Raw genomic sequence first — 14,795 nt, 5'->3', positions numbered from 1 at the left:
AACTTATATATTGTAAAAATAATTTGATTTCATATAAAAATAACTAGAGTATATAGAATACTCTGTATAATGGTTCATCCCTTATTAAATTATGTATAATTATTAATTACAAAAGTTATAAGATTAATTATACATAGATTAGAATCTTTAAACGACTAAGGAGAGCATATGATCATATGCTCTCCTTGAGGTTTAGAACTTATTTAATTCATTTGCAATGGATTCATAAACTTGTATGATTGTAGACTTTTCGTTTTTATTATCACGCTTTGCGAAAATTGGCTTTGAAATTGTAATTTTAATATTGGTAGGTTTTATTTTATTATTATTACTTTCATAAACCTCATGAGAATTATGGATAGTTATTGGGACAATAGGGACGCCTGCTTTTTCTGCTAACTTTAAACTACCAGGTTTAAATGTACCTAATTGATTACTCTTGCTTCTGGTCCCTTCAGGAAAAATTACCATTGAATGTCCAGATTTTAAAATTTCACTGGCTTTATTAATTGTTCTAAGTGATTGTCTAACATCTTTTCTGTCAATAAATACACAATCTCCATACTTCATCCAAGTACTTATAATTGGAATCTTTTTCAGTTCAATTTTTGCTACGAATCCAATAGGCTTCGGGAGATATCCTAATAGGAGAGGGATATCGAAGTTGCTTTGATGGTTACTTACAAATAGTACAGGTCCTTCATCTGGAATATGTTCAATACCAGTAATATCTATTGAACTACCTGTAATATTTATTAATTTCTTAGCCCAGTTTTGTGAAATCTTATGAGTAAATAAACGTTTTTCTTCTATCTGGTTTCTTTTAATATAGCGTTTTGCTTTTGGTATAAATAGTGTAGAGTATAATAAATATAAAGATAAATAAATATAGAATATTATTGTTCTCATTAGTTTTGATGCCTCCCATAGTGAGTTTCAATGATAGATGTATTAATATTATCATAAAAAAAATTTGAATAAAAGCTATAAAAATAAAACTACAATCAAATAAATTTTGAAGAATTAAAATAATTTATAAATTAGGTAGGAAATTTAATTACAATGTAGAATATGTTTAGGTATATAGAGTAAAGGATGATTACAATGAATAGAAGTATAGACATAGCTATTTGTCAAATGTCCGTTACTGATAGCAAACAAAATAATTTAAATAAAGCAGAGATGATGATTACTCAATCAGTTAGTAAAAATAAGGCACAAATAGTTGTATTACCAGAGATGTTTAATTGTCCTTACAACACAAAAGTGATGGCGGACTATGCAGAAAACATTGAAGGAGAAACAGTTAAACGTTTGTCTAACATAGCAAAAAAATTAAAGGTGTATATATTTGCAGGATCATTTCCTGAAAAAGACAAAGAAAAAATATACAATACATCTTTAGTATTCAATAAAGAAGGACAATTAATAGGCAAACATAGAAAAATTCATTTGTTTGATGTAGACATACAAAATGGCATAAAATTTAAGGAATCCGAGGTGCTATCTCCAGGAAATGATGTTACAGTAGTTAACACTGAGTTCTGCAAAATAGGTTTAGCCATATGTTATGATATGAGATTTCCTGAGCTCATGAGAGCTATAACACTCAAAGGTGCAAAAATCATAATTGTTCCTGCGGCTTTTAATATGACAACTGGTCCTGCTCACTGGAATGAACTATTAAAAGTAAGAGCTATGGACAATCAAGTATATTTTATAGCTGCATCTCCCGCTAGAAATATGTCTGCAGATTATCATGCCTATGGACACTCAGCAATAGTTGATCCATGGGGAAAAATTATGGCCCAAGCGCAGGCAGGGGAAATAATTTTACATAGTAAAATAAGTTTAAGTAGGGTAGAAAAAATTCGAAATGAATTACCTTTACTTAAGCATAGAAGAACAGATATATATTAGCAATGGGAAAATTTATTTATCTTTGATAATATTTATTAAATTGTAAATAAAGCTTACTCTGTTAGATTATAAAGTCGGGAGTGAAGGCTATGGAAATATTCAAAAACGATTATTTTATATTAAGTACAAGTGATATTGATGTATTTATTACAATACAAAAGACAGGGTTTGATATACGTCAATTTAATGATATTTTGAAGGAATATCCTCAAATAACGATAACAAACTTTTTGACTTTGAGACATGCTTTAGAATCAGAGCGTAAAGAACCAGTAAAAATTGGAATGCTTAAACCAAAAGTGGAAGTATCTATATCTAAGGATCATATGGAATCAAGTGTAAAATTGAATATTTCTAACAAAGAATTTATAAACAATAAAAAAGAGGTATTACTTGAAACAGTAAAAGCTTTACGGGATAAAGAAGTTACTTACGGTATCATGTACGATGTAATTAATGGATCTTTAGAGCCTCAAAAAGAAGTTGTTGTAGCTAGAGGGGTGTTGCCTACTAAAGGTGAAAATGCACATGTTGAATATATTAAACTTCCAGACAAGAAACCTAAAATAAGAGAAGATGAGAGCATTGACTTCTATGAGCTTGATTTAATACATCAAGTTCACAAAGGTGATTGGCTAGGAGAGAAAATCCCTCCAAAGCTAGGTACACCCGGCCGGACTGTAACAAATCAGGAATTACCACCGAAAGATGGTAAAAATCAGATTTTAAATTATGACATCAAGACTGTAGAAGAAGTAAAAGAAGGAAATAAAATTTTACTAAGGGCTAAAGTAGATGGGGCAGTATCCTTTCAAAATGGAAAGGTTACTGTGTTAGATCATCTAATTATTGATGGTGACGTAGGTTTTGAAACAGGGAATATTGAATTTGATGGATACGTAACGATTAAAGGGACAGTTAGTGATGGGTTTAATGTAGTTGCTAGTAAAGATATTTCGATAAAAGGTGAAATAGGAATCGGCGCTGTTGGAGATATTCATTCAAAAACGGGACATGTATATATACAGGGTGGCGTATCGGGTAAAATGAAAGCAGTTGTTAAGGCAGAAAAAAGTATCTTCGTGAAGTATGCTAATGCGTGTACACTAAAAGCAACAGAAAACATAGAGATTGGATTCTATGCTATCGATAGCAAACTCGAAGCTAAGAATGTTATTGTTAACGCTGACAAAGGTAAAATAATTGGGGGAACCATTAACGCAAAATCAAGAGTGCAAGTTCAAACAATAGGGAACAATTTTGAAAAAAAGACAACGATAAATGTTCAAGGATTCAATAGAAAAAAACTACAAGAAGAGCTACAAACCCTTCTTGCAGAATATAAAGAGTGTTTAGATAAGCTAGATCAAAATAAACGTCGATTGCGGGTTTTTGAATACAGCCTAGAAGTATCAGATCAATCTATAGATATGGGAGACTATCAAAAACATTTAGAAACCAACGAGCAATTAATGGAAATGGTTTCCAAACTAGAAAATAAACGAAAAGTTATAATGGATTATCTAGAGGCTAGTGGGGAAGGAGAGGTTAGTATATTGAAAAAAGCTTATCCTCAAACACTTCTTGAAATTAAAAATTTGCAGAAAAGAATTGATAAGGTAACAACGGGTACTTTCTTTGTGTCTGAAAATAAATTGCACTATAAATAGGGGTAGGTGATGATACTTTGAATGCTTCGGCGATTACAAATAAAGTTTATCGGTACGATGCGCTTTTACAAGCAATCGATTTTTTTACACAGCGGTTTAGTGTAGATCAACTAACAGAATGTTCTTTTGAGTTTGCAAATGAAATATTGACCCTAAATGCTTCAGCGTTACTAGTAAGAGAGGGAAATTCTTTTGTATTAAAGAAAAAAAGGGTGTATAGCGTAAAAAATTATGCAATAAAAGATAGCTCTAAATTACAAGGGATAGCAACTTTTTACGGTAATGTTATTACTGAAAACTTCGACTTCTTCTTTAGTGAGGAAGATATATTATTCTTTAAAATGAAGCTGGTGATCCCTCTAATTATTGATGATGTTTTAGTAGGGTTAATCATCTCTGATGGAAAAGCAATTGGAAAGTTTGAAGATGATGACCTAGGAATTGCAGTAGCATTAATGCGTTTATTTAATAACTCTATGGAAAACAGTCGGAATTTTTCGGAATTAAAAGATAAGAATAAACAATTAGATCAAAAAATATTTAATCTTTTTGCTATTAATCAGAGCTCCAAGTCACTTCTATCTGAATTGGATTTAGAAAAGCTATATAGTATGGCAACCGACGTTTTTAGTGAAATTGCTTGTAGTAAAGTAACATCTTTTGGTGTATATGATGAGTTAACAAACCAAATAAAAATTGTTGGTTATAGGAACGTGAATAATTATAATAGTTACTACACCGAGCTAAAGCTAAAATCTAGTATAAATGACAATATGACAAAAATTGTTTTAAATGTAAATGACGACCTTAAGCTAATAAAAGATACTTTCTATAACTGGGAAGAATTAATAACTTTAGAAGCTAAGTATATAGTTTTAATTATAAAAGAAAAACTATTAGGTTTGGTAACTCTAGGAGAACCGGTAAATGAAGCAGCAACATATGACAATTCAACTTTTGAGCTAATTGAATCCTTGGCATCTTTTACATATATTGCTTTTTCTAATGCATTACTCTTTAAAGAAATAAAAGAACAGAAGTTAATTATTGAAAAAAAGTTTAAAATGTTATCAAATTTAAATGCGTTAATAAAAAATATAAATCACTGTGTTACGATGGAAGAGTTATGTGATATAACTTTAAAAACATTACAAAGTTTTTTTGGTATAAAAACAGCATTCATAGCTTTTTCAGATACAGAGGGATATAGAATAAAAGATTGTATTGGAGAGGTCAAAGGAGATTTAATTTATCTTAATGAATGTTGGTTTGATGCGACTCAAGGAGAAACAATTTATGACTTCTCAAAGTCAGCAACTAGTATATATTTTGATGAAACCGTGCAGTTTCAAAATTCTAACTGTTTAGTTATTTCTCCGGTGCTACTAGAACATTCTACATTAACAGAAAATCAACCACTAGCTTATTTAGTTGTTACAGAAACAACAAGTAATTTAAAAGAAGAACAAATTCTACTAATAGACACAATTACAAAAAATATCACACCTATTCTTTATCATATGAACACGACTGAAAAAGAGAACGGATATCAAAACAACAAACAGAAGTTTCTTCATGCGTTAGAAGAAAAAATAATGTTAAGAGATAAGTTAAACCTAGATTTTTATATTGCTTATAAAAGAGTAGATAAGAATCCATTTCAAAAATTCGAACCTCATGAAGTCGGTGACTATGAAAACTACATAGTGGAAAACTATATTTTTGTAATAAGTAATGAAGCAATAAATATACCTCAATATACACAAATACCTTCACTTAGTACTATAGATGAATTTTTAAATTTTAAGTTTTAATTTAAGAGGGTGATAATTTGAACACTAAAAATATAGTGGGAATAATAGATCGATTTGAGCGAGAGTATGCTGTAATAGAGTTAGATAACAAAATAATAAGCATCAATAAAAACCAAGTCCCCCCTGGTGCAAAAGAGGGGGATAGCATAAACATATCTACAGATTATAAAATCACTCTAAATAAATTAAAGACTGATGAAAGAAAAAATAGTATAGATAAATTAATGAAAGAGTTATACAAATAAGTTACTACCAAAACTTACAACTGTTAAATACATATACACCAAAATTCTTTTATGCTAGAATTTTAAAGACTACTAAAATAGGAAGGCTGGTGTTTATGCACTTGATGCATAGGAAGAAGCAGATTGGTTTGGTAATAACATTTATAGTAATAATATTTATTGGAGTGTTGTTTTTAAGTAATACCCAGATGAGCGAGGAAAATAAAGCTTTACATGTTATACAATCAGTAGAAACTCATGTAGAAGAACAAGATATAGAAAGCAGTAATAAACAAAATAAGATAGAAAATAAAATTTCAGATAAAAAAAATAGCAGTAAGGAAGAGAATACCATTAAAGAAGAATATAGAAGTCTAGAAGAAGTTAATAGTGAAGTCATGGATAAGAAAGAAACTTTAATTACTGAAGAAAAGGATTTTAAAGTTGATGCTGCAACTGAATACAAGAATAATCAGACTATAAAATCAAATCAATTAAGTCAAGCACCAATTAAACAAGAAACGTATATAGTAAGTAGAGGAGATACTTTATCACAAATCTCAAGAAGAGCAAATCTTACTATTAAAGAACTAAAAGAGATTAATGATATAGAAAACGATAATATATATGAAGGACAACAGTTAAGTACAAAGAAAACAAAAGAAGTAAATTCTCAAGAAGTAAATATAAATAAAGCAGAAGAAGATACACAATTAAATGAAGATGCAATTTTCTGGTTAAGTAGAATTATACATGCAGAAGCACAAGGAGAGTCCTATCAAGGTAAGGTAGCAGTAGGTAATGTTATTTTAAATAGAGTTGGACACTCAGACTTTCCAAATACAATTTACGGGGTCATTTTTGACGTGCAATACGGATATGTACAATTTTCTCCTGTTCTTGATGGAAACATATATAATACCCCAAATGCAGATAGTGTAAGAGCTGCACAAGAAGTGTTAAATGGTGCTAGACCAGTAGGGGACGTCTTATACTTTCTTAATCCAAGAAAGGCAACTAATTTTTGGATCGTAGAGAATAGAGAATTTTACATGACGATTGATGATCATGATTTTTATTTCTAAGACGTAAAGTTGACAACTATGGAAAAAGATGATAATATCCCTTATGTAATTAAATATTAAAAAATATTAATAAATAGAGGTGCATAGATGATTAGTATATAACAGGTGCAAAGAGGGAAACACTCGATACTGTTATAGAAAGGCTGACGTGCCGAAGCCATTATATAGTTTTCGATTTAATGGTTGGGGGCATTGTGAATAACAATACCACTGTCATGGGGAATCCATGGAGCACTATTTGTTAATGGCATAATCAGCTAAGCTTTTTTAACATACCTTTGCTATTATATTTATTCCATTAACAAACTCCTAGGACACTAGGAGTTTTTTGTATAACTTTGTATAATGGCTAATTTTGCAAAATTACAATGATAAAATGGAAATAGATAAAATAAACATTAAAATAAAAGAACTACATAACAGTATTAAAAATAAATTTATATGGAGGTAATAAAATGGGATTGACAGTTGGGATTGTAGGGGCTACAGGTGCTGTAGGAAGGAAAATGCTTCAAATATTGGAAGAACGAAAAGTACAAATTGAAAATTTAAGGGCTTTTGCATCTGCAAGATCTGCAGGAGAAAAAATAACCTTTAATGGCAAGGAAATTACAGTAGAATTATTAACAGAAGAAGTAATGAAGGATTCTTTTGATTATCTATTATTTTCAGCTGGCGGTAGTGTGTCAGAAAAGTATGCACCAATAGCTGCTGAGGCAGGAAATACAGTTATAGACAACTCTTCACAATGGAGAATGACAGAAGGAATACCATTAGTTGTTCCAGAAGTTAATCCAGATGTACTAAAAGGGTATAAAGGAATTATTGCAAATCCTAATTGTTCTACTATTCAAATGATTGTGGCACTAGCACCAATACACAAAGAGTATGGAATAGAGAGGGTTGTTGTTTCAACTTACCAAGCTGTATCTGGGAGTGGGCATAAAGCAATTGTTGAATTAGAAGGTCAAAATAGTGACATAAATTATCCAAATGAAGTGTATCCTAAAAGGATTGCAGCTAATTGTCTTCCTCATATAGATGTATTTAATGATAATGGCTTTACTAAAGAAGAATTAAAGATGGTTTATGAAACTCAAAAGATATTCAATGATGATAAAATTCAAGTTAATGCAACTACTGTAAGAATACCAGTAGTATATTCTCATAGTGAATCCATATATGTGGAGTTAAGTAAAGAGCCAAACATTGACGATGCAAGAAGAATATTAGAGGAAGCACCAGGGGTTGTGGTTGTAGATAATCCTAGTAATAATGAATATCCAACACCACTAGAAGTAGCTAACTCTGATGAAACTTATGTTGGTAGACTAAGAAAAGACTTATTTAACACAAAAGCATTGTCTTTATGGGTAGTTGCAGATAACCTAAGAAAAGGTGCAGCAACAAATGCAGTGCAAATCCTTGAAACATTAGAATCATTAAAATAATAAATGACAGAAGGAGGAGTAAACATGTTTAATGGATCTGGAGTTGCAGTAGTTACGCCGTTTAAAAATGGTGAGGTTGATATTAAAAAGTTTGAAGATTTAATTGATTTTCATATTAATAATAATACACAAGCACTAATTGTGTTAGGGACAACGGGTGAGGCATCTACCTTAGACAATGAGGAGAGAGAATTATTAATTAAAACAGCAGTACAAAAGGTAGATAAAAGAATTCCAGTTATAATTGGAACAGGTTCCAATAATACTGCGGCATCTGTAACAAATACTAAAATAGCAGAAGAACTTGGTGCAGATGGGGTGCTGGTTGTTACCCCTTACTATAATAAAGCAACTCAAAAGGGTTTAATTAAGCATTATACAGAAATTGCAGGAGCAACTAAGTTGCCTGTCATACTTTATAATGTTCCTGGAAGAACCAATGTAAATATAAACCCAGAGACAGTTGCAGAACTTGCGAAAATAGAAAATATTGTCGCTGTAAAAGAAGCTAGTGGGGATCTTTCACAAGTGCTTGAAATAAAGAGGCTAGTACCTGAAGACTTTAAGATATATTCTGGAAATGATGATAATGTTATTCCAATTTATGCTTGTGGGGGTCATGGTGTAATATCTGTTATAGCGAATGTAATACCTAAAGAATTTCAAAAAATGTGTTCACTATTTTCATCGAATGATTTACAAGGGGCATTACAGTTACAGTTAAAATACAAAAAGTTAATAGACTTGATGTTTTCTGAAGTAAATCCTATTCCTGTAAAAGCTGCAGTTCATAAACTAGGCTATATTGATAATGAATTAAGACTTCCTTTGACACCAATAGAAGAAAGCAATATGATGCTTCTAGTAGAAGAAATGAAGAATTTACAAATCTTATAGAAAGGAAGGATTGGATGAGATTATTAATATGGGGTATGAGTGGACGAATGGGACAGCACATTGAAGTGTTGGCAAAAGAAGATAACTATTGGTCATCAATTGAAGGAATAGATATGTCAAATTCAACTGAACAAGTTAATGATATTCCTGATGTAGTGATTGATTTCTCCCATCCAGAGGCCACTAACAGTGTACTTTCTTACTGTCAAGAAAAGAACGTACCACTTGTAATAGGAACAACCGGGTTTGAGAAGAAACATTTAGATGACATAAAATTAGTCTCAGAAAAGATTCCTGTATTACAGGCTACAAATATGTCTTTAGGAATGAACTTACTATTTTCGTTAGTTGAACAAGTAGCTTCTGTACTAAAAGATAAAGTGGATATTGAAGTATTAGAATCCCATCATAATAGAAAGATGGATGCACCTTCTGGAAGTGCTGTTACTATTGTGGAATCAATTGAAAATGGATTAGGGAGAAAAGTTAAGCATGCCCATGGAAGAGAAGGACAGTGTCCAAGAGAAAAAGGTGAAATAGGTATCCATGCTATACGTGGTGGAAATATAGTAGGATTTCACGAGGCAAATTTTATTAACGATTTAGAAACAGTTAAAATAACCCATGAAGCACATGACAGATCAGTTTTTGCACAAGGCGCCTTAGAAGCTGCTAAGTTTATTTTAAAAAATGATATAAAAGAAGGTCTTTATAACATGAAAGATGTATTAGGCCTGAAGAATTAAATCTTCAGACCTAAGTCCGAAGATTAAGATTTATTGTTAAAAATTCTAATGAGGAGGCACAATGATGGACGCAAGAGAGATAATACAATATATAAAAGATAGTGAGAAAAAGACACCAGTTAAAGTGTATATGAAGGGTAACTTAAAAGGAATTGACTTCAAGAAATATGAGTGCAAAGATTTCACAGATGGTACATCTGGTATTGTTTTTGGAGAATGGAAAAATATCTCTAAACTTCTAGAAGAAAATAGTTCCTCTATTGAAGACTTTGTACTTGAAAATGATAGAAGAAACTCAGCTATACCGTTATTAGATTTAAAAGATATTCCAGCACGTATTGAGCCAGGAGCAATTATTAGAGAAAAAGTAGAAATCCATAAGAATGCAGTTATAATGATGGGAGCATCAATTAATATTGGAGCTGTAGTTGGTGAAGGTACAATGATCGATATGAATGTAGTTATTGGTGGTAGAGGAACTATAGGTAAAAACTGTCATATTGGTGCAGGAGCTGTAATAGCGGGAGTAGTAGAGCCGCCATCTGCAACACCTGTAATTATTGAAGATGACGTTGTAATTGGAGCTAATGCGGTAATTTTAGAAGGTGTACGAGTGGGGAAAGGTTCTGTAATAGCTTCAGGAGCTGTAGTTACAGAAGATGTACCAGAAAATGTTGTTGTAGCAGGGACGCCGGGTAAAGTAATTAAAAAAATTGATGATAAAACTAAGTCAAAAACTGAAATAGTTCAAGAGTTAAGAGAGATTATGGGAGCATAAGAAGAATTATATATTAATAGATAGATGGGATGATACACATGATACAGTATAAAAACAATGAATTGCATGTGGAAAACTCACCCTTAAGAGATATTGCTCAAGGAAAACCAACTCCTTTTTACTTATATTCATATGAACAGATAAAAAGAAATTTATCTAAAGTAGAAGACACTTTTAAAGGGATGGACTATCATATATCCTTTGCTACAAAATCTAATAATAATTTATTTCTACTTGAAGAATTAAAGAAAATGGGTGTTGGAATAGATATTGTCTCAAAAGGAGAGCTAGAAGCTGCTAAATTAGTAAACTTTCACAATAATGAAGTTATAGTTAATGGCAATGGAAAAACTAGGGGTTTCTTATCTGAAGTCGTTGACTTTAACCCTAGAGCACTAAATGTAGATTCACAAGAAGAAATTGACAGACTAGAGAAGATCGCTCTTGAAAAGGATAAAGAAATTACGGTAGCTTTAAGAATAAATCCTGACGTTGATCCAGTAACACATCCTTATATATCAACTGGTTTGAAAAAAAATAAGTTTGGTATAGATTTAGATTCAGCAAAACAAATTATAAAAAAATATCTAAACCATCAATACATTAAAATAAAAGGCTTACACGTACACATTGGCTCTCAACTTTTATCAATAAGTCCATATGAAGACGCATATGAAAAATGCTATGAATTTATAGAGAGTTTAGACGACCATCAATTAGAGTTTATTAATGTTGGTGGTGGTTGGGGTATTGATTATGAGAAGAATGGAGTAGATTTCCCTCTAGATGAGTATAAAGAGAGAGTTATACCAATTCTTAAAAAAATTAATCTACATGTCATCTTAGAGTTAGGTAGATTTCTTATAGGAAACGCTGGTGTCCTTGTAGGTAATGTAGAATATGTTAAAGAATCACCCTATAAAAAGTTTGTAGTAACTGATGCATCTATGGCATCCTTAATTAGACCGAGCTTATACAACGGATATCATCATATATTCACACAGTATAATAGTGAGCATGAAGAGAGTGTTGATGTAGTGGGCCCACTATGTGAAACGGGAGATCGTTTAGCAGAGGAAAGAATGATAAATTTACCCCAAAACGGAGATTTATTAGTTATTTGCGATGCGGGGGCATATGGATACTCCATGTGTTCTAACTATAACTTTTCATTTAAGCCTGCTGAGTATTTGTTAAAAAATAATGAGATTAAGTTAATAAGACCCCAAGAAGAACTAAAACAGTTAGTTGACTACTATCAAAAAGATGGTGTTTCATAGTAATATAATAAAAGCAAAAGCATGTATGGTTTATATACACCATACATGCTTTTTTCAGTTTTTGAATATTAATTCTATTTGAGTTGTGTTTACTTATTTTTAACTTGTCTTTTTAAATGGATTATACAGTCTTCATGCTTAGAAAAGCCTAAAACAATATCTTCCGCCAAGGCTTTACAAGATGGGGAACCGCAAGCGCCACAATCAATCTTAGGAAGTGAATCAAGAACTTTATCTATTCTTTTCATTTTTTCAATCGCTTTAAGTAAATTCTTGTCTAATTTAAGTACATTCAATGGTATAATAGGTTCTTCTAGTAGAAAGTTTGAAGTATCAATATTTTCAATTTTAGGGTTAAAATTATAATATTGTTGTGATATTTTTCTAATGCGATTTCTGGCCACAAAAGAGTTTTCAACGGTTAAACATCCCCCAACACAACCGTTTGTACATGCTTGACATTCTAAAAATAGTAAATCATTTATTTTATTATTTTCAATTTCTTCTAATACACTTATAACATTTTCAATACCATCTACAGCTAAAAAATCGTCAATTTCTAATGCTTGACTTTGCCCTCCAGCTCGAGCCCAACCTATTGCGTGCCCAGAAGGATAGAAGTGAAAATCTTCCCCTGAACTTTCTAACACCTTACTCATTTTTAAAAATAGAGAATTAATAGAAATTGTACCTGTTACATTAGTATGCTTTCTTCCTACTGGATGTTGAAAACTATAAAAACGTGCTGAACATGGTGAGATATAGAAGATACCAATATCATTGTCATTGTAGTCAGTACCCTCTACCGCCTTGCTTCTTGCAATTGAAGCTGAAATTTCAACAGGAGAGTCAATAGGTAAAATATTTTTAATTAACTCAGGAAACCTTAGTTGAATAAGGCGAATAACAGTTGGACAGGATGAGGAAATAATTGGATAATCAATAGATTTTTTATTAATATATTTTTTTGTAAAAGACGTAATTATATCTGCACCTTTGGATATTTCAAATATATCAGAAAAGCCCATTAGTTTAAAAATAGGTAATATTTGTTTAGGATCAGATGCAAGATCAAATTGTGAATAAATAACAGGATCAATAAGGGCAATACGATACCTATAATCGAAAATTTTTTCTAATTCATCTGTTATACAAGTTAAAGCATTATGTTGGCATACATGAATACAATGTCCACAGTTAATACATCTATCATCTATAATATTACATGTGCTATTTTTTACTCTAATAGCTTCTGTAGGACATCTTTTCATGCAATTTGTACATCCTTTACATTTATCAGCATCAAGAGAAATTGAGTGAATTAGCGAGCGCATAAAATCCCTCCGGGGAAAATAGAATATTTACACTATTATATAGTATATTAGACGATCTGAAAAGGGTAACTAAATTACTGTAAGTATATTTAAGAACATTCAATAACTTTTATTGGTAAACATAAATTATGAAGTAATAGATTGTATTGCTTGCAAAAAATTGATATACTAATAAAGCTACTTTTCAACTTTCGCATTAAATTAGTGATTGCACAAGATGTTAAAAAAATAAATTGAAAGCATATCAAATATAACATGCAAATTTAAAGGAGGAGAATATATGGCAAGACAAAAGGGTTTAACGCTTAAAATTTTAGTTGGTCTATTAGCAGGTTTGGTAACTGGAATTATCTTATATAATATTCCTACTAATTATGTTACTGACACGATATTGATTAATGGTGTATTTCTAGTTGTAGGGCAACTATTTTTAAGGGCTATTATGATGATGGTAGTTCCACTTGTTTTTATTTCTATAGTTAATGGTGCATCAAGCATGGGAGATGTAAAAAAGTTAGGTAGAATAGGTCTAAAAACACTAGTCTTTTATCTGATTACAACAGCGGTTGCTATTTCTATAGCAATAAGTATTGCCTATGTTGTTAATCCAGGAGTCGGTTTAGATATGTCTAAAGTAGTAACTAGTGAACCTACTATTGGAGAATCAATTCCTTTAGCACAAGTTATAATAGATATTATTCCAAGTAACCCAATTAATGCAATGGCAGCAGGAAATATGTTACAAGTTATTGCTTTTGCATTGTTTATTGGTATTGGATTATCAGCCCTTGGTGAAAAAACAAAAGATGTAGCTAATATGTTTGAACAATTAAACGAACTTATGATGAAACTAGTTAGTTATGTAATGGAAATTGCACCATATGGTGTTTTTTGTTTAATAGCTACAACCTTTTCCACTTTAGGTTTTGAAGCCATGGTACCATTATTAAAATATATGATGACAGTTATAGTAGCATTAATTTTTCATGCTGTAGTGACTTATGGTGGCATATTGAAGATTTTTACAGGTTTAAGTCCTTTAAGATTCTTTAAAAAGTTCTTACCTGCAACATCTGTCGCTTTTTCAACAGCCAGTAGTGGGGCTACACTGCCAATAACGATCGAAACTATTGAAGAAGAAATTGGAGTTTCAAAAAATATTGCTTCTTTTACTTTACCTTTAGGTGCAACAATAAATATGGATGGAACTGCAATTATGCAAGGGGTTGCAACGGTATTTATTTCCCAAGTATATGGGATAGACCTAGGTTTTAGTGCTATTTTAACGGTGATTATTACAGCAACTTTAGCGTCAATAGGGACAGCAGGTGTTCCGGGAGTAGGTTTAATTATGTTATCAATGGTGCTACAGTCTGTTGGTTTACCGATAGAAGGTGTTGCATTGATTATGGGGATAGATAGGTTGCTAGATATGTCAAGAACTGCAGTTAATATCACAGGTGACGCTGTTTGCACAACTGTTATTGCAAAAACAGAGGGTGAATTTAACGAAGAAATTTTTAATTCTGATTCAGAGAATGCTTTAAATTAACAAAAAAGTAACTACCCTTAGTGAAGATATATAAAGGGTAGTTA

Annotated in this window: 13 protein-coding genes and 1 riboswitch; of the genes, 11 read left to right on the top strand and 2 right to left on the bottom strand. The window is 31.3% G+C overall.

The features are described 5' to 3' along the window. Positions 1-192: 192 nt before the first annotated feature. Complete coding sequence (locus RH915_RS02485) at positions 193-909, bottom strand: lysophospholipid acyltransferase family protein (RefSeq protein ID WP_310477716.1); 717 nt, start codon at positions 907-909, stop codon at positions 193-195. A 195-nt stretch (positions 910-1,104) separates the two neighbouring features. Between RH915_RS02485 and RH915_RS02480 the strand changes: the two genes are divergently transcribed. From RH915_RS02480 to lysA, 10 genes are all read left to right on the top strand, one after another. Continuing rightward, positions 1,105-1,920: a carbon-nitrogen hydrolase family protein gene (locus RH915_RS02480; RefSeq protein ID WP_310477715.1), complete on the top strand. Its 816-nt coding sequence runs from the start codon at positions 1,105-1,107 to the stop codon at positions 1,918-1,920. Positions 1,921-2,009: 89 nt separating this feature from the next. Continuing rightward, complete coding sequence (locus RH915_RS02475) at positions 2,010-3,590, top strand: DUF342 domain-containing protein (RefSeq protein ID WP_310477714.1); 1,581 nt, start codon at positions 2,010-2,012, stop codon at positions 3,588-3,590. 17 nt (positions 3,591-3,607) lie between these two features. After that, complete coding sequence (locus tag RH915_RS02470) at positions 3,608-5,404, top strand: hypothetical protein (RefSeq protein WP_310477713.1); 1,797 nt, start codon at positions 3,608-3,610, stop codon at positions 5,402-5,404. Positions 5,405-5,421: 17 nt separating this feature from the next. Further along, positions 5,422-5,649, top strand: coding sequence for a DUF3006 domain-containing protein (locus tag RH915_RS02465; RefSeq protein ID WP_310477712.1), 228 nt, complete (start codon positions 5,422-5,424; stop codon positions 5,647-5,649). Positions 5,650-5,744: 95 nt separating this feature from the next. Beyond that, positions 5,745-6,713, top strand: coding sequence for a cell wall hydrolase (locus RH915_RS02460; RefSeq protein WP_310477711.1), 969 nt, complete (start codon positions 5,745-5,747; stop codon positions 6,711-6,713). Positions 6,714-6,779: 66 nt separating this feature from the next. Beyond that, positions 6,780-6,958: riboswitch (Lysine riboswitch) on the top strand. Between the two features lie 210 nt (positions 6,959-7,168). Beyond that, a complete protein-coding gene (locus tag RH915_RS02455; RefSeq protein WP_310477710.1) occupies positions 7,169-8,164 on the top strand; it encodes an aspartate-semialdehyde dehydrogenase in 996 nt (331 codons plus the stop codon). Positions 8,165-8,188: 24 nt separating this feature from the next. Next, positions 8,189-9,061 carry a 4-hydroxy-tetrahydrodipicolinate synthase gene (dapA, locus tag RH915_RS02450; protein ID WP_310477709.1) on the top strand — a complete coding sequence of 291 codons (873 nt, stop codon included), beginning with the start codon at positions 8,189-8,191 and terminating at the stop codon, positions 9,059-9,061. 14 nt (positions 9,062-9,075) lie between these two features. Next, positions 9,076-9,807, top strand: a complete 732-nt coding sequence (dapB, locus tag RH915_RS02445; RefSeq protein ID WP_310477708.1) for a 4-hydroxy-tetrahydrodipicolinate reductase — start codon at positions 9,076-9,078, stop codon at positions 9,805-9,807. Positions 9,808-9,871: 64 nt separating this feature from the next. Continuing rightward, complete coding sequence (gene dapD / locus RH915_RS02440) at positions 9,872-10,585, top strand: 2,3,4,5-tetrahydropyridine-2,6-dicarboxylate N-acetyltransferase (protein WP_310477707.1); 714 nt, start codon at positions 9,872-9,874, stop codon at positions 10,583-10,585. 38 nt (positions 10,586-10,623) lie between these two features. Beyond that, positions 10,624-11,865: a diaminopimelate decarboxylase gene (gene lysA / locus RH915_RS02435; RefSeq protein ID WP_310477706.1), complete on the top strand. Its 1,242-nt coding sequence runs from the start codon at positions 10,624-10,626 to the stop codon at positions 11,863-11,865. Positions 11,866-11,954: 89 nt separating this feature from the next. On the opposite strand, the gene RH915_RS02430 is transcribed toward lysA, so the two are convergent. Continuing rightward, complete coding sequence (locus RH915_RS02430) at positions 11,955-13,199, bottom strand: [Fe-Fe] hydrogenase large subunit C-terminal domain-containing protein (RefSeq protein ID WP_310477705.1); 1,245 nt, start codon at positions 13,197-13,199, stop codon at positions 11,955-11,957. A gap of 280 nt (positions 13,200-13,479) precedes the next feature. On the opposite strand from RH915_RS02430, the gene RH915_RS02425 reads away from it, so the two are divergent. Next, positions 13,480-14,751, top strand: coding sequence for a dicarboxylate/amino acid:cation symporter (locus RH915_RS02425; protein ID WP_310477704.1), 1,272 nt, complete (start codon positions 13,480-13,482; stop codon positions 14,749-14,751). Positions 14,752-14,795: the final 44 nt, after the last annotated feature.

This window comes from Serpentinicella sp. ANB-PHB4 (genome assembly GCF_031432315.1).
Classification (GTDB): Bacteria; Bacillota; Clostridia; order Peptostreptococcales; family Natronincolaceae; genus Serpentinicella.
This window is presented reverse-complemented; position numbering and strand designations above follow the sequence as displayed.